Annotated in this window: 15 protein-coding genes and 1 pseudogene; 9 read left to right on the forward strand and 7 right to left on the reverse strand. The window is 53.0% G+C overall.

Annotation, left to right across the window (positions count from 1 at the left end):
- Positions 1-489: 489 nt before the first annotated feature.
- Positions 490-1,677: a pyridoxal phosphate-dependent aminotransferase gene (locus BUB44_RS13950; RefSeq protein ID WP_073167445.1), complete on the forward strand. Its 1,188-nt coding sequence runs from the start codon at positions 490-492 to the stop codon at positions 1,675-1,677.
- Between the two features lie 96 nt (positions 1,678-1,773).
- Here the strand turns inward: BUB44_RS13950 and BUB44_RS13955 are convergent, their stop codons facing one another.
- Complete coding sequence (locus BUB44_RS13955; protein ID WP_073167417.1) at positions 1,774-2,097, reverse strand: hypothetical protein; 324 nt, start codon at positions 2,095-2,097, stop codon at positions 1,774-1,776.
- A gap of 157 nt (positions 2,098-2,254) precedes the next feature.
- Complete coding sequence (locus BUB44_RS13960; RefSeq protein WP_073167420.1) at positions 2,255-2,992, reverse strand: metallophosphoesterase; 738 nt, start codon at positions 2,990-2,992, stop codon at positions 2,255-2,257.
- 84 nt (positions 2,993-3,076) lie between these two features.
- Between BUB44_RS13960 and BUB44_RS13965 the strand changes: the two genes are divergently transcribed.
- Positions 3,077-3,271 carry a hypothetical protein gene (locus BUB44_RS13965; RefSeq protein WP_027356695.1) on the forward strand — a complete coding sequence of 65 codons (195 nt, stop codon included), beginning with the start codon at positions 3,077-3,079 and terminating at the stop codon, positions 3,269-3,271.
- Between the two features lie 148 nt (positions 3,272-3,419).
- Here the strand turns inward: BUB44_RS13965 and BUB44_RS13970 are convergent, their stop codons facing one another.
- Entirely contained in the window at positions 3,420-3,797 is a 378-nt protein-coding gene (locus BUB44_RS13970; RefSeq protein WP_073167423.1) for an ATP-binding protein, read from the reverse strand.
- A gap of 216 nt (positions 3,798-4,013) precedes the next feature.
- Here BUB44_RS13970 and ylbJ point away from each other — a divergent pair, with 216 nt between their 5' ends.
- The 7 genes from ylbJ to BUB44_RS14005 all read left to right on the forward strand — a co-directional run bounded on the left by ylbJ (position 4,014) and on the right by BUB44_RS14005 (position 14,355).
- Positions 4,014-5,249, forward strand: coding sequence for a sporulation integral membrane protein YlbJ (gene ylbJ / locus BUB44_RS13975; protein ID WP_073167426.1), 1,236 nt, complete (start codon positions 4,014-4,016; stop codon positions 5,247-5,249).
- Between the two features lie 162 nt (positions 5,250-5,411).
- The gene (locus BUB44_RS13980; RefSeq protein WP_073167429.1) at positions 5,412-6,617 is read left to right on the forward strand and encodes a glycosyltransferase family 4 protein; all 1,206 of its coding nucleotides are present in this window, start codon (positions 5,412-5,414) and stop codon (positions 6,615-6,617) included.
- Positions 6,618-6,628: 11 nt separating this feature from the next.
- On the forward strand, positions 6,629-8,806 hold the full coding sequence (locus tag BUB44_RS13985; protein WP_073167432.1) for an amylo-alpha-1,6-glucosidase: 2,178 nt from the start codon (positions 6,629-6,631) through the stop codon (positions 8,804-8,806).
- Positions 8,807-8,820: 14 nt separating this feature from the next.
- Positions 8,821-10,284 (forward strand): alpha,alpha-trehalose-phosphate synthase (UDP-forming), encoded by a 1,464-nt coding sequence (locus tag BUB44_RS13990; protein WP_165611056.1) that lies wholly within the window; start codon positions 8,821-8,823, stop codon positions 10,282-10,284.
- 19 nt (positions 10,285-10,303) lie between these two features.
- Positions 10,304-11,101: a trehalose-phosphatase gene (gene otsB / locus BUB44_RS13995; RefSeq protein WP_083543258.1), complete on the forward strand. Its 798-nt coding sequence runs from the start codon at positions 10,304-10,306 to the stop codon at positions 11,099-11,101.
- 88 nt (positions 11,102-11,189) lie between these two features.
- Positions 11,190-13,292 (forward strand): acetate--CoA ligase alpha subunit, encoded by a 2,103-nt coding sequence (gene acs / locus BUB44_RS14000; RefSeq protein WP_073167435.1) that lies wholly within the window; start codon positions 11,190-11,192, stop codon positions 13,290-13,292.
- A 10-nt stretch (positions 13,293-13,302) separates the two neighbouring features.
- On the forward strand, positions 13,303-14,355 hold the full coding sequence (locus BUB44_RS14005) for a phosphotransacetylase family protein (RefSeq protein WP_073167438.1): 1,053 nt from the start codon (positions 13,303-13,305) through the stop codon (positions 14,353-14,355).
- Here the strand turns inward: BUB44_RS14005 and BUB44_RS14010 are convergent.
- The 4 genes and pseudogenes from BUB44_RS14010 to BUB44_RS15635 form a co-directional block, all read right to left on the reverse strand.
- Entirely contained in the window at positions 14,352-14,834 is a 483-nt protein-coding gene (locus BUB44_RS14010; protein ID WP_073167440.1) for an ATP synthase subunit B family protein, read from the reverse strand. The two genes, BUB44_RS14005 and BUB44_RS14010, sit on opposite strands and share 4 nt — an antisense overlap.
- Positions 14,835-14,836: 2 nt before the next feature.
- Positions 14,837-15,340 carry a pantetheine-phosphate adenylyltransferase gene (gene coaD / locus BUB44_RS14015; protein WP_027356687.1) on the reverse strand — a complete coding sequence of 168 codons (504 nt, stop codon included), beginning with the start codon at positions 15,338-15,340 and terminating at the stop codon, positions 14,837-14,839.
- A gap of 3 nt (positions 15,341-15,343) precedes the next feature.
- Complete coding sequence (gene rsmD / locus BUB44_RS14020) at positions 15,344-15,910, reverse strand: 16S rRNA (guanine(966)-N(2))-methyltransferase RsmD (RefSeq protein WP_073167443.1); 567 nt, start codon at positions 15,908-15,910, stop codon at positions 15,344-15,346.
- A 148-nt stretch (positions 15,911-16,058) separates the two neighbouring features.
- Positions 16,059-16,276 (reverse strand): annotated as a pseudogene (locus BUB44_RS15635) (hypothetical protein); the annotation flags it as partial.

Raw genomic sequence — 16,276 nt, forward strand, 5'->3', positions numbered from 1 at the left:
GAAGGTTGATTCCTTACCTGGGGAAGGAAAAGGGATGACTGATGCGGTGAAGCGGCTCTTCAATCGGTTGGAAGGAAAGATTCCCGTTCACAACGGGCTGACCCGTTTTAAGCAGGAATCGTTTTATTCCGTCTGGCACGAGTTGAAGCAGCTCGCTTTATCAAGCAGGTGACCCCGTTTAGCCGGTGTCGGACAAACCGGTAGGCCGTACCTAACAGGTCGCGGGAGGCGTCCGGCACTCAAGAAACTTGAGTGCTGGACCGCGAAATGGTCAACATTGATGAAGGCGCAAGCCGGAAGTGCCTGTTACGCGCAGTTCTCCCGTCCGGGTGGGACTCCCGGGGCCGAGGTCTCCCTGTCGCTATAGCCTGCTCCCAGGGGTAGGCAAATCCAATCCAGAAAGGAGCGAAAGCCTGGTCATGGGGAGGCCGGGTTCACAAAAACTAACAATTGTTAGGTATTGTGAGCTTTTTTGAACCAGGGTTAAAAGTGACCATCAGTCGAAAAATTGCTGGTTTTCTTTCCCAGGCTTCCTGGATCCGCAAAATGTTTGAAGAAGGGGAGCGGTTACGCGCCATTTACGGCGCTGATAAGGTTTATGACTTTACCCTGGGTAATCCCGACGTGGAGCCCCCGGCATCCTTTAAAGAGGAGCTACGCAGGCTGGCTGCAAACCCCATTCCGGGTATGCACCGTTACATGAGCAATGCCGGCTACGAAGAAACCCGCCGGGCAGTAGCTGAAGTCCTGGCTGAAGAAACGGGGTTACCTTTCCGTGCCCGGCACGTGATCATGACGGTAGGTGCCGGGGGAGGGTTGAACGTAGTATTGAAAACCCTGCTGGACCAGGGTGACGAGGTCATTGTCCTGGCTCCCTACTTCGTTGAATACCGTTTTTACGTGGATAACCACGGCGGAATAATTAAAGAGGTAACCACCGGGCCGGATTTCCAGCCTGACCTGGCAGCCCTGGAAAAGGCCATTACCCCCAGGACAAAAGCAGTAATTATCAACTCACCCAACAACCCTACAGGGGTAGTCTACGGTGCCGGCTGCCTGGGGGAACTGGGAAGGCTTCTGGATAAAAAGGGCGAAGAACTGGGCACCACCATCTACTTAATTTCCGACGAGCCTTACGCCAAAATTGTTTATGACGGACTGAAGGTACCCAGCGTGTTCCAGTTTACCCGTAACAGTATCGTGGTAACTTCCCACAGCAAGGACCTGGCCCTTCCCGGTGAGCGCATTGGTTATGTAGCCGTCCACCCGGATATCAATGAAGGCGACCTGTTGCTGGAGGGCCTGGTTTTCTCCAACCGCATCCTGGGTTTCGTCAATGCACCCGCTCTGATGCAACGGCTGGTAACCGGGCTGCAGCGGGAAAAGGTGGATATTGCTGCCTACCAGGAAAAACGCGATCTGTTATATAACCATCTGGTGTCCCTGGGCTTCGAGGTGGTAAAACCCCAGGGGGCTTTTTACCTCTTCCCCCGTTCACCACTACCCGATGACGTGGAGTTCACCAGGGTTGCTCAAAAATACAATATCCTGGTGGTACCGGGGAGTGGCTTTGGCCTGCCCGGCTACTTCCGCGTCTCGTACTGTATAAACAAACAAATCATCCTCAATTCTTTCCCGGCCTGGGCGCAACTGGCCCGGGAGCTTGGCCTTTCCTAAAAAATTTAAGGGCGGCTGCCACCTTTCACAGTGGCAGCCCCCAAAAATCAAAAGCTCTGCTCCTTCAGCAGAGCCGGACATCAATTTACTCACCCGCTATTCCTCTACCAGCATCAACAATTTTTCATGCATGTGCAAGTTCAGCTGACGCATGACACTGCGCAGGGTCTCCGGATCCTTTAAAACCAGCCCATCGGCCCACCGCTCCAGGAGGTACTGCACAAATTCCATAAAACCGCTGGCCAGGGTCAGGGTATACAGTTCCCGGTAGCGGTTGTTATCCGGCTGGCAACCTGTACCCAGGCTCTCTTTATGGGTTAGTTTGAAATTGCTCAACTCCTTCTCTTCCCTGGTCCAGGAAACCACCCCGTCAATAACCTGCACCTCTTTACCGCAGGTATCACAAATAAATTTAGCCAAATATAACCCCTCCCTTAATTTTCCCCCAACACAAGCCTGATTTCCCCTTAACCCAGTCTTTAAAAACTATTCTTTTCAGTTTATATTTAGATATAAAAGACCAAACTCCTGCCCTGATTGAAGATGGAATTTATCCGAATAAAATCCAGGAATAAAATTAGCGGGGAGGCCAGTTCATGATCAGGCGCGGGGTGAAGGACAGGTAATCGGCACTGCTGAGGTAAAAGTTAATACCCCAGGCCTGATCGGGCAGGCGGTAGCGGCAGGCCCGTGCGTGCAGGTGCCCGTAAACCACATGCTTTATGCCGTATTCCTGGAAGATTTCAATAAACCCGCTATATTCGTGTTTTTCGTTGGTCGGCATGTAATGCATCATGACAATGATTTCTTCCGCAGTTCCCTGAACGCTGTCCAGTGAATTCCTCAGGCGGATCAGCTCGCGCCTGTAAATTTTCATATCCTCTTCCTTAAAAAAAGCACCATTGGGACACAGCCAGCCCCGTGTCCCGCAGATAACCAGATCTCCCAGCCGGACGTGATCATTCTGAATCAAGCGCAAATTGGGAGGAGCCATTGCCCTTACCCGGGAGATGCTCTGCCACCAGTAATCGTGGTTGCCCTGGACGGCTACAATGAGCCCCGGCAGTAGCCCGAGGAAATGCAGGTCCGGCCGGGCTTCCTCCAAACGCATGGCCCAGGAAATATCTCCACCTACCAGCACCACATCATCATCGGTAACGATCCGGGTCCAGTTTTCGTAAATGCGGGACGCATGGTTGGTCCAGGACTCATCCACTTCGGACATGGGCTTGTACTCCGGGCTATCCCCCCAGTTAGCCGGATCCGGTATCCTGGAAAAGGATAGATGCAAATCGCTGATAGCATATATTTTCATTTAACCTTCACTCTCCCACCCCGTTTATCTGCTCCCGGGCAGGCTGGATCAGAGGGGGGACTTTAAACAAAAGGGGTGTAACCTGTGAATGAGTATAAACTTGTGGTGGTCATCGAAACCAGGGAACACGTTTACATCCGGCTCTTCGTTAATAATGTCCTTGCCAATCCCGAGGGCTTAATCCGTTTAAAACACGCAGAACTGGATCAGCTCTTTCGCGATCTTTTCAAGGGTTCCAGGGGAAAATGCATCAAATGTTACTGCCGGTATTCCCGCTGACCTAGGTTTTTCTTCGACACATCGGCATGAACTCCTGCTCCTTTTGAAGGGAAAGTAAACTTTCTGGAAAAAACAGGCCCGCCGGGGCGCGGGCGCCCCTGAAAACCCGCGCGGAATTATCAGGGGCGGTTTCCAGGCAGGCAGAAAACTAACCATGAATTAACGGCGGCAGGCAGCGAGTGCAAACCCAGAGACTCTCCCCCCGGTAACGGCAGGGGAGCAGGGGAACATGTTCTTCGCTGTTCCCGCAGCGGAAGCAGGTCTGGGTAAGGTATGTCTTCTCCTTGTTCTTTAAATGCTCATGAACGGCCTCCCCGGAAAAAGCCGGGGCCTCCCGCTCCTCAATGGAAAGAGCACCCACCGGGCAGACGCCAATACAAAATCCCGCGCCATCACATAATTCTTCCCGCACCACTTTGGCCTTACCATTTATAATTTGAATCGCTCCTTCGGCACAGGGAGTAACGCAAAGACCACAACCGGTGCATTTCTCTTCATCTATACGCACGATTTGACGTTTGGGCATAAAAGGAACCTCCTCTTTTACTTTATAATTTATTTCCTGCCAATAAAATAACTCATCCCCGCCGCGAAATACTGTGCGTTTTCTCCCGGGGCAGCTGTGAGTATTCTCACATGGGCAGGGTGGTCTAATCACCCGCCATGCCCCATATATATAAAACGGTCGCCAGATTTGCTGCCCCGGGCAGCCTGATAAACCAATTATCAAGCAGGTGAAGTAATGCAGAAACGGCAGGAAATAATACGTATTTTTTGGACGGCCTGTGCCCTGTTATTTGTTCTGGGCATGATTACCCGGCCACAGACTGTTTTTGAAGGGGCCATTTTCGGACTTGGCACCTGGTGGAATATAGTATTCCCTTCCCTCCTCCCCTTTTTTATCGTCTCCGAATTGCTCATGAACTTCGGGGTCGTTCACTTCATGGGTGTTCTCCTGGAACCAGTCATGCGTCCCCTCTTTAATGTCCCCGGTACGGGTTCTTTTGTCCTGGCCATCGGCTATACCAGCGGCTACCCCATTGGAGCCATGGTTACCGCCCGGTTGCGGGCTCAAAAACTCTGCACCAGGATTGAAGCAGAGAGGCTAATGTCTTTTACAAACAATTCCAGCCCCCTCTTCATGCTGGTGGCTGTGGCCGTAGGCATGTTTCATAACGCCGCCCTTGGACCCCTTATTGCCGGGGCCCACTATATGGCCAACCTCACCCTGGGATTGTTGCTGCGTTTTTACGGCCGCCATGACCCGGAGATACTCCCCCGCCCCGCAGGTGAAAAGAACACCTGGATTTTAAAACGGGCCCTGGATGAGTTGCTTGCCCATCAGGGGCAGGATAAGCGGCCACCGGGTCAGATTATTGGAGATGCCGTAAAAAATTCCATCAATAACCTTTTAACCATTGGAGGTTTCATCATACTTTTTGCCGTTATAATCAATCTGCTCACCCAGGCCGGCATTATTTACCTGATAGCCAGGGCCCTGGGACTGGTACTGGTACCCATGGGCCTTTCACCGGCCGTGCTCCCCGCCCTGGCCAGCGGGCTTTTTGAAATGACCACGGGCACCAGGCTGGCATCGGAAGCGGCTGCCCCTTTACTCCACCGGCTGGTTGCTGTAGCCATGATTCTGGCCTGGAGCGGCCTGTCCATCCAGGCCCAGGCAGCCAGCATGATCGCCGGAACCGATATCCGCATGAGACCTTTCATTATGGTACGTATAGCCCATGCCATCCTGGCCGCCTTTTATACCTGCCTGCTATTCGGACCGGCTACGGCCCTAAACCAGTACCTCATCCAGCCTGTTTTCGCGCCGCTTTTTGCAGCTCACCCCATTTCCGCCTGGAGCATCAGCTTTCTCTCGCTTCTCATCCTGTTCGTTATCCTGGGCCTGATGATATTCCTGGCGCTAATCTTAATCCTGCTCACCCGGTTGCGCATTCTGATCCTCAGACCTAGATAATCTTGACATTTTTTCTGGTAATTGCTTATAATATTTATAAAGTGCATATGTAAATTCTGGATAAAGGGGGTTTCCCTACCGGGTTTAAGTAGGCAGCGGAATAATAATCCCGGTAGAAGAAAACCTGCCGGGATTATTATTTTTTCAAAGGGAGGTGTCAGAGTGAGAATTGCTATGTTGCACTGGGCTTTCCCGCCCATTATTGGTGGTGTGGAAAGCCATCTGGCCATGCTGTGCCCGGAGCTCAACCGCTACGGGTGCCAGGTTAGCCTGCTCACCGGAGCTACCCGCGAAGGAGATATGGAATATACCTGGCGCGGGCTCAAAATTTACCGTCACAGGTTAATGGACCTGAACAGCCTGGATGAAAAAGAACTGGTAAACAGAAAAAACGATATTCGCCGGCTAATTGTTAAATTTATCCAGCAAGTTCACCCTGACATTATCCATGCCCATAATATGCACTACTTTAGTCCGGTTCATCTGGAAGCTCTCCTTGAGGCCAAGAGGCGCTGGGGAATCCCCCTGATCCTGACGGCCCACAACGTCTGGTCCGATTCCCTCTGGGAAGAAATGTGCCGTTACGCCAGCGAATGGGATGCAGTAATTGCCGTAAGCCACTACATTAAGCAAGAACTGGTTAAGGCCGGTTTTCCTGAGGACAGGATTACCGTTGTGTATCATGGCATAGATCTGGAGAGGTTCAGGCCTCCCGGTGAAGAAGACCTGCAAAAAGTACGGGAAACTTACCCGGAAATTGCAGGGAAAAGAGTCATTTTCCATCCGGCCCGCATGAGCTACGACAAGGGATGCCATATCAGCATCAAGGCTTTCCAGCTCATTAAAGAACAATTCCCGGATACCATGCTGGTGCTGGCCGGTACGGAAAAAACCGTTGACTGGGGCAGCAAGCAACCTGAACATGTATCCAGAATCAGGAACCTGATAACCGAAACGGGTTTGGAAAAAGATATATTCATCCGCTTTTTCCCCTGGGATGAAATACCGTTGATGTACCAGGCCGCAGAAATTTGTGTTTACCCTTCCTGCTTTGAAGAACCCTTTGGCCTGGCCATGCTGGAATCCCTGGCCACAGGCCGCCCCATCGTGGTCAGCCGGGCCGGCGGTATGCCCGAGGTAATTCAGGACGGCGTGAACGGTTTCGTGGTTCCCATGCACGATCACGAATCGCTGGCCCAAAAGTGCTGCTACCTGCTGGCCAATCCTGACCGGGCCCGGAAAATGGGTGCCACAGGGCGGCAAATGGTGGAAAAAGATTTTACCCGTGAGACTATGACAGCCCGTACACTCCAGGTATATGGCAAGGTACTGGCCTCTTACCTGCGCAGGCAGGTACAAATCGTCTAGGAGGTAAGGCGGTGCTTGACATAACCCATATACCGGGGTTAGCCACCCGGACCAATTTTTCCCAGGAAGTACTAAAAGAAGGTGAACTTTTCTTCATCTGTGGACCCGAGGGGGAGGTGTCCCGGGAACATAACGGCGGGTTTGGTCTTTATTACCGGGACACCCGCTTTCTCAGCTGCCTGGAACTGGGGTTGACGGAAGGAAACCTGCTCTTCCTTTCCTCCTCCATTAAAGATAGCCATTTTGCCCAGTTTGAACTGACCAACCCGGTGCTGGAACGGGATAACCACATAATCCCGGCAAGTACCATTCATATCCGTGCCCTGCGGGTTCTGGATAACGCCCTTTTCCAGAGGTTAAGGCTCATCAATTTTAACCCCATGCCCGTTATGATTACCCTCCAGTTTACCCTGGGAGCCGATTTTCGGGATATTTTTGTGATCCGGGGATTTGAACGCAAGGAGGAGGGGGAAGTTTTTACCCCACAACCCACCCAGGAAGGCATCCTTTTTGGGTACCGGGGAAGAGATAACCTGTGCCGTTACACCAGGGTTTCCTTTTCTCCTTTCCCTGACCATGTGGATGTAGATAAAGAAAAAAACCTGGCCACAGCACGCTTTTCCCTTACCCTGCCCCCGGGGCGCAAGGTTTACCTTTACATGCAGGTGAAGCCATTTATTGGTAATAAGCCCGGCGCCGCCATCGGCAGGAAGGGAGCTATCACCGCCGGATTCAGCCGGGCGGTGCGTAAAACATATACCCTTTATGAGAAATGGAAGCAGCAGTGTACCCAGTTTAAAAGCGACAATATTTTTTTAAGCAACATGCTTCGCCGTAATGTCACCGACCTGTATGCCCTGTGCACAGATTATCCCGATCTGGGAACTATTGTTCAGGCCGGCATCCCATGGTATGCCGCTCCCTTCGGACGCGACGCCCTGATTACCTCCTGGCAGGCCCTCATTGTCAACCCGGACATTGCGGTAAAAAGCCTGTACTTCCTGGCCAGCCTGCAGGGGAAGGAGGATAATCCCTGGCGGGATGAAGAGCCCGGGAAAATACTCCATGAACTCCGCCGGGGTGAGCTGGCCGCCTGCGGGGAAATTCCCCATACACCCTATTACGGCAGTGTGGATGCCACTCCCTGGTTCATCATCCTCCTTTCCGAAACCTACCGCTGGACTGGAAACAGGCAACTGCTAACCGATCTCGCGGAAAATCTTTTTGCCGCTGTAAACTGGTGCCGCAGGTACGGGGATATGGACGGCGACGGGTTCATAGAATATGCCGTACGTTCTCCCCGGGGGCTGACCAACCAGGGGTGGAAGGACTCCTGGGACGGGGTTATTGACCCCCGGGGCAACCTACCCAGCGGACCTATTGCCCTGGTAGAAGTACAAGCCTACTACTACCTGGCCTTAAAGAGGGCTGCAGAAATGGGCCGCATACTCGGGAAGGACGAATGGTCCCGGGAACTGGAAGAAGAGGCCCGGGCTCTCAGGCGCAAGTTCATAGAAGCTTTCTGGATGGAAGATGAACAATACCTGGCCTATGCCCTTGACGGGGACAAAAATCAAATTAAAACCATTGTTTCCAACCCGGGCCACTGCCTGTTCACCGGTATTCTTCCCGAAGAAATGGCCCTGGCGGTAGCCCGGCGGTTGTTAAATAACGATATGTACTCGGGATGGGGCATCCGCACCATGAGTAAAGTTATGGGGCCCTATAACCCCATGAGTTATCATAACGGTTCTGTCTGGCCCCATGACAACGCCATTATTGCTTACGGGTTACGTTGTTACCGGCAGTTTGATTTACTGGAAAAGGTTGTTACCGGCCTTTTTGAAGCAGCCATGTCCTTCCCCTATCACCGCCTGCCGGAGGTTTTTTGCGGTTTCACCAGGCGCAGGGACGGCGGTCCCGTACATTACCCCACCGCCTGCGATCCCCAGGCCTGGGCCGTGGGAACCATGCCCCTGCTCATACGCACCCTGCTGGGCATTTCCTGCTGGGGCAATGAGGTTCATGTAAGCGCACCCCAGCTACCCCCCTGGGTTCAGGAGATTCAAATCTGCAACCTGTCTGCAGGTTCTGGAACGGTTGATCTGGAATTTACCCGCAAGCAGGGGAAAGCCTACTGCGGGGTCCTGCGGGCCACGGGGAATACCCGGGTGATTATTGAGAATTAAAGGAGGTGGCAGTTGTGTACAGCTACGGCAGAAGTTCTGCCCAGCTGGCTGTGGTTTCCAACCGCGGAGCCTATACCATCCAGGAGAGTTATGATCGCCTGGTTACCAGGCGCACGGTAGGAGGGCTGGCCTCGGCAGTAGAACCGGTTTTGCACGCCCAGGGCGGAACCTGGATCTCCTGGTGCGGGCGCATCGACAATTCGGGTAAGGACCGGGGCGCAAAGTTGAGCATCCCACCGGGGGAACCACGCTACCATCTCCAGGAAGTTTTTCTCTCTACCGAAGAACATGATAACTACTATCACGGCTTCTGCAACGCCTGCCTCTGGCCCCTTTGCCATCAGATGACCGAACGCTGTTCTTTTGAAAAGGCCTACTGGGATGCATACCGCCGGGTAAATCAAAAGTTCGCCCGCATTACAATGGAAACCAGAAAGGAAATTTACTGGGTACACGACTTTCACCTGGCCCTGGTACCACAGCTTTTGCGGAACATGTCCGGAAGTGCCACCATAGCCTTTTTCTGGCACATCCCCTTCCCCCCACCCGACATATTCCAGATTCTCCCCTGGGGGCGCCAGGTTATTTATGGCCTCCTGGGAAGTGATCTTATTGCCTTCCATACGGCCCGGTACGTCCAGAATTTCTTCGACACCGTCGCCTGCTATTACCCGGCCAGAATTTATCCGGAGCAGGGTTTGATCCGCCTGCATAACCGCCGCATCCTGGTTCAGGCCATACCGGTAGGTATTAACTGCCACCGTTTCGAACAGCTGGCCGCCGATCCCGCGGTAAGGGCCAGGGCGGAAGAAATACGCCGTTCCCTCGGCGCAGAAAAAATACTGCTGGGTATAGACCGCATGGATTATACCAAGGGAATACCCGAGCGGATACGGGCTATGGCTTATTTTTTAGAAAAATATCCTGAATATTGTGGAAGGGTTACCCTCTTACAAATTGCCGTACCCAGCCGCAACGGCATTGGTGAATACGGTGTTTTAAAACAGGAAGTGGAAAGGCTGGTAGGAGAAATCAACGGACGTTACGACAGGACATACGGAGCCGTACCGGTGCGGTACCGCTACCAATCCCTGGATCAGGCGGAGTTAGTGGCCCATTACCTGGCTGCCGACGTTCTGCTGGTGACAGCTTTAAGGGATGGCCTCAACCTGGTAGCCAAGGAATTTGCCATCTCGCGCATCGATGGTAAAGGGGTGCTCGTATTAAGTCCCTTTGCCGGAGCAGCAGAAGAACTTCACGGAGCGCTTCTGGCCAATCCCTTTGAACCCGCCCACCTGGCAGCCAAAATTAAAATGGCGCTGGAGATGCCCCCCCAGGAGCAGAAAAATCGCCTGGAATCTTTACGCCGCACAATCAAGAACCGGGATGTGCGCTGGTGGTGGCAGAGCAACCTGAAACTGGTCAAGAGCCTGGTTTCGGGCCTTTCCCCGGCAAGCACCAGCGCGGCCAACCTGTAATACCGGGAGGCAGATCCCGGTGGGTGTAAATTTGCCCCTGGTCACACCGGAAACACTGGCTGAGAAGATGGCCGGGGCACCCCGGCTGCTGCTCATGCTGGATTATGACGGCACGCTGGTACCCATTGCCCCTACCCCGGATCAGGCCCGCCCCAAACCGGAGCTGATATCCGTCCTGGGAGAACTCTCCCTTTTACCCGGACGGGTGGTGGCAATTATCAGCGGCCGCAGGCTTTCCGAACTACAGGAATTAATTCCCCTGGCCGGGCTGCACCTGGTTGGTGCTCACGGTGCGGAAATACAGGAAGCCGACGGCAAAGTACACCGACTGTTCAAAGATCAGCGGGCAAAAGAAATTATTTCAGAGCTGGACGGAATAGCCCGGGAATGTATTGCCAGCCGCGGGGGGTTCCTGGTGGAAAACAAGGGTATTTCGCTGGCCCTGCACTACCGCCAGGCTGATCCCTTCCTGGCCCGGCAGGTGATAGATAACTTCATCAAAAAATTTTCCTCCCTTCCGGATGCCAACCGGCTGGAACTTATGCCGGGCAAGAAAGTGCTGGAGGTGCGCCCCCGGGGAATCAATAAAGGACTGGCGGTAAGATACCTGTGCCGGAAACACGCGGGGGCACTTCCGGTTTATATTGGAGATGATATCACCGATGAGGATGCCTTCAAAGCACTGAAAAACGGGTGCACCATTCTGGTCAGCCCCCGGCCCCGCCCCAGCGCAGCAAGCGCCCGCCTCCCTTCACCCCGGCATGTGGGTAAAATGCTATCCCTCTTGCTTGCCAAAAACAAATTAAAAGTTCGTTGAAAAATGCAGGCCGCCAGCGGTATGCTTTCCCTGCTCACCGGACATGATAATTTTAACCGACACCAGGTTCTAAAGTGGGTGAGATGATTTGGCGGACCTGCATGCTTTTTTTCATCCCCGGACGGTAGCCATCGTCGGTGCATCCAACAAGAAGGGTAAAATTGGCAACGTGCTGGTCAGGAATATGATCGACTGTGGTTACCCGGGCAGGATATACCCCATTAATCCTAAAGCAGAAGAGGTAGAGGGACTTCGCTGCTACCCCAGTTTAAGTGCTGTCGGGGGAAAGGTGGACCTGGTGGTAATCGCTGTCCCGGCCGCCCGGGTTATCAACGTGGCCCGGGAATGCGGCCAGGCCGGGGTTAAAAACCTGGTGGTAATTTCGGCGGGATTTAAGGAAGTGGGCAGGGAAGGATTGTTACTGGAAAGGGAACTTACCGGCATTTGCCGGAAATACGGTATGGGTCTTTTAGGCCCCAATTGCGTGGGCATGATCGACACACACGTCCCTATAAACGCTTCTTTTTCAGCTGTTTTTCCACAACGGGGCAATATCGCTTTCATTTCCCAGAGCGGGGCCATGCTGGTGGCCATTCTCGACTGGAGTCAGACCATCGGGCTGGGCTTCTCCCGCATAGTCAGCCTGGGCAACAAGGCCGATCTCAATGAAGCGGATTTCATAGCGGACGCAGCCGATGATCCCCATACCAGGGTCATCCTGTGTTATATCGAGGACGTAGCCCGGGGCCAGCAATTTTTACAGGCAGCCAGGGCAGCCGTTCGCAAAAAGCCGGTGATAATCCTGAAGAGCGGGGCCAGCCAGGCGGGAGCCCGGGCTGCCTCTTCCCACACCGGAGCCCTCGCCGGCAGCGACCTGGCCTATGAAACAGCCTTCCGGCAGTGCGGCATCATCCGCGCCCGGAGCATGGCCGAACTTTTTGACCTGGCCGTTGCTTTCGCCCACCAGCCTGCCCCCGGGGGGAACCGGATAGCAGTGATCACCAACGCCGGGGGGCCCGGCATTGTAACCACTGATAACATTGAAATGAGCGATCTGGCCATAGCCCGTTTAACAAAAGAAACCGCCCGGGAGCTAAGGTCAAACCTGCCCCCGGAAGCGGCCATTTATAACCCGGTGGATGTTCTGGGCGATGCCGGGGCCGACCGTTACCGGTTTGCCCTGGAAAAGGTTCTCGGCGATCAAAACGTGGATGGTGCGGTGGTCCTGGTATGCCCCACCGCAGTTACAGAACCAGAGCAAACCGCCCGGGCCATCATTGAGACTCACCGTTCCCATCCGGAAAAACCGGTACTTGCCGCCTATATGGGCGGTAAAATCCTGGCAGAGGGAGCCAGGCTCCTGGCAGAAGCAGGAATACCCTGTTTTACCTTTCCCGAACCGGCCGTTAAAGCCCTGAGCGGAATGGTACGCTACGCCCGGGCCAGGGAACTGCCGGCAAAAGTAGAGGAACCTGCACCGGAGGGCATACAACGCGAACCGGTCAGGGAACTGTTTCAAAAGGTACGCCAGGAAGGCAGGCTAACTCTCCTGGGCAGCGAAGCCAGCCAGGTAGCCGCATATTACGGGATCAAAACCGCCCCGATTATTCTGGCTACCAGCCCCGATGAAGCAGCAGCCAGGGCACAGGAAATAGGTTTCCCGGTGGTTATGAAAGTAGCCTCCCCGCAAATTTTACACAAGTCGGACATCGGGGGAGTAAAAGTGGGTATAAAAACCCCCCGGGAGGCCCAAAGAGCCTTTATAGATATAACCGAAAACGTGCAGCGTTTCCTGCCCAGGGCGGTAATTCACGGAATAGAGGTCCAGAAAATGATGCCGCAGGGAACGGAACTGATCATTGGCATGACCCGGGACGTGCAGTTCGGTCCTTTAATTGCTTTCGGGCTGGGCGGAATTTACGTCAACCTTTTAAAAGACGTTTCTTTTCGCCTGGCTTACAGCCTGACCAGGGAAGAAATTCAAAAAATGTTGACCGAAACCAGGGCCTATACGCTGCTGAGGGGATACCGGGGTGAAAAACCCAGGGATTTAGAAGCAATTATTGAAATGATTGCCCGCACGGCCAGGCTGGTTCTCGACTTTCCCGAAATTGCAGAAATGGATATTAATCCTGTATTTGCTTACACCGACGGGGCCTGGGCCCTGGATATAAAAATAACCATTTCGTGAGGTGAAAGCAGTGAAAAACCTTTACATTATGGGCACTGCCGGTAGCGGAAAGACAGCCCTGGCAGTGGGGCTGGCCCTAAAATTAGTTGAGCAGGGATACAGGGTTGCTTACTTCAAGCCGGTGGGTCACACCACTGGTTTCAGGGAACAGCATGATGAAGATGCCCGCTTGATGCAGGAAGTGCTGGATTTAAAACACCCCCTGGATATGATCGTTCCTTTTATAGCGGGGCCGTCCTACCTGTCGGGGTGCCGGCAGGGTGACGTGCTGGAACGGGTCCTCTTTTGCTACCGGCAGGTAAGTGCCGGGGCTGACGTGGTGCTTATCGGGGGAGCTGCTTTCCCTCACATTATGGGCTGCTGGGGCCTGGACGCTGCTACCCTGGCCAGGAAGCTGGAAGCAACGGTCCTGTTCACCATCCGTATTGAAAACGACTTCAGCCTTGATAGGGCCATTTTCTTTAACAGGTACCTGGCACAACAGGGTATCCAGGTGCTGGGAAACATTTTTAACAACGTTCCCCGCCCCTTGCTGGCCAAGACAGAGGGAATTTATAAGGCCATCCTCAATGAACAGGGATACCGCACCCTCGGCATTATCCCCCAGTGCCCGGAATTATCTTCGCCAACCGTAATGGAATTTTACGAAACTCTGGGTGGGGAAATACTGGCCGGTGAAGAAAATATGAACCGCCTGGTAGAGGACGTAATTATTGGGGCCATGACCATTGAAAGCGCTCTCGGTTATTTACGGCGGGCACCCAATAAAGCCGTTATAACCGGTGGGGACCGGGCTGATCTTGCCCTGGCAGCTCTGGAAACCAATACCTCGGTGGTAATACTCACCGGCGGGCTATACCCGGATATTAAAGTTATTGCCCGGGCGGCAGAAAAAAACGTACCATTAATTCTGGTACATTACGATACTTTTACTACCATTGAAAAGTTAGCCGAGGTCAGCCGGCACATTCGCCCGCGGGACCGCAAACGGATTACCCTGGCCAAAGAAAATGTGGAAAAATATTGTGACTTTACAGCCATCTTGCAGGTCGTGGGGGATTAACCCTGAGCGGACCGGGTATTTACATTACTGTCAACCCTGACTCCCCTTAATTCTGCCCGTCCATTGCGGATCTGGGTCATAATTTTATCCAGTTCTTCTTCCAGGCCTTCCAGGATTTCATCGGCATATTCCCGCGCACCCTGCTTGATTTCCCGGGCCACCTGCTCCGCCCGCTGGACAATTTCATCAGCCATTGCCCGGGCTTTCTTTACCACTTCGCTTTCCTCTGCCTGTTTTTCCAGCTGTTTCTGGGCGTCTTCCAGAAGACGTCCCGCTTCCTTACGGGTATCAGCCAGTACTTTTTCCCGCTCCTGGAGAAGCCAGCGCGCCTGGCGCAATTCTTCAGGCAAGGTGGTACGGATACGGTCCAGGTAATCCAGTAACCGGTCTTCATCCACCATCACCCGCCGGGTCATGGGTATGCGGGGACTGTTTTCAATCATCTCCTCTATCTCATTTAGAATGTGCAACAACTCCACTTTTACCCCTCCCTAACCGGTCGCCCGAGGGCCATAAATTTTTCCCTCAACTTTTGCTCCACCACGGGAGGTACCAGATCACGTACGCAGCCGCCAAAGTAGGCCACTTCCTTTACCGCACTGGAACTGATAAAGGAATATTCAGCCCTGGTCATGAGAAATAAAGTATCTATTGAGGGTACCAGTTTTTTATTGGTCAGGGCCATCATAAATTCATTTTCAAAATCCGAGATAGCCCTTAAACCCCGGATGATTGCCTGCGCACCAAGATTTTTGGCATAATTAACAGTCAGACCGTCAAAAGAATCAACAACCACATTATAGTAGGGCTGTAAGACCTCCCGCAGCATTTCCAATCTTTCACTAACAGTAAAAAGCGGCTTTTTACTGGTATTACGGGATACCGCTACAACCAGCTGGTCAAATAAACATGCTGCCCGCTCAATTACATCCAGATGCCCGTTGGTTATAGGATCAAAACTTCCTGGATAGACTGCGATGCGCAAAAATTAATCCTCCTCTCCGGCAAAACCGGGCTGGTAATAAAATAAAAGCACTGTATCTCCTACCACATGCCGGCGGCACTGCACCAGCCCGCCCACATGAACCGGGCTTTTCAGCCGCTTGCTGCTTTCGGCTACTATAACACCGCCGTCCGCGAGCAACCCGTAACGATCGATTGCCTCCAGGGTGGGTATCTCCAGGCCCTGTCCATATGGTGGGTCCATAAAAATTATATCAAAACGCTGCCCCTCCAGTTGCTTTAAAACTCCCAAAACATCCTGCGGCAGCACTTCCGCTTTTCCGGCCAGCCCTACCTGCATAAGGTTATCGCGAATGGCCCTAACCGCCTTCCTGTCCCGCTCCACAAATACAGCCCGGGCCGCGCCACGGCTTAAAGCTTCAATGCCCACATTACCCGTGCCCGCATAAAGATCCAGGAAACGAGAGCCGGGTACCCTCGAGCCCAGAATATTGAAGAGGGATTCCTTAACCCTGTCGGCAGTGGGCCGCCCGCTCCATCCCCGGGGGACTTTCAAATTTCTTTTCCTGGCAATTCCAGCAATGACCCTCAAACTTATACTTCTTCCTCCGTCTCATCAACGCAAATATTATAGCATATTATACCAAAAAAATCGATCAGGCAAAATATGTAGGATAGCGTCAAGTCACTGTAGGAAATAAATCGAAAAGGAGTTACGAGTGCCAACCGCCACATGGGCTTTAGGCTGATTTGATTGCACGTAAAATCTGAGCAAGACTAGTGGTCGGCCCTTTCAACGCTGGAATATTGCCCAACGTCTCAAACGGTGGCCGCTCCAGCAATTTCCGCTGCTGTTGTAGACTTGTTTGGCATACTTTGAGAACAGTTACCGGTTTCCCGAGTTGTTTAAGGTATTGCTCTTTTATGTTAATGCCGTTGGCTTTCAATACTCGAATTC

This window comes from Desulfofundulus australicus DSM 11792, assembly GCF_900129285.1.
GTDB lineage: Bacteria > Bacillota > Desulfotomaculia > Desulfotomaculales > Desulfovirgulaceae > Desulfofundulus > Desulfofundulus australicus.

Excerpts from the sequence above, each read along its gene's own strand:
- BUB44_RS13960 (WP_073167420.1), bottom strand. The coding sequence starts at position 2,992 with ATGAAAATATATGCTATCAGCGATTTGCATCTATCCTTTTCCAGGATA.
- BUB44_RS13970 (WP_073167423.1), bottom strand. The coding sequence starts at position 3,797 with ATGCCCAAACGTCAAATCGTGCGTATAGATGAAGAGAAATGCACCGGT.
- ylbJ (WP_073167426.1), top strand. The coding sequence starts at position 4,014 with ATGCAGAAACGGCAGGAAATAATACGTATTTTTTGGACGGCCTGTGCC.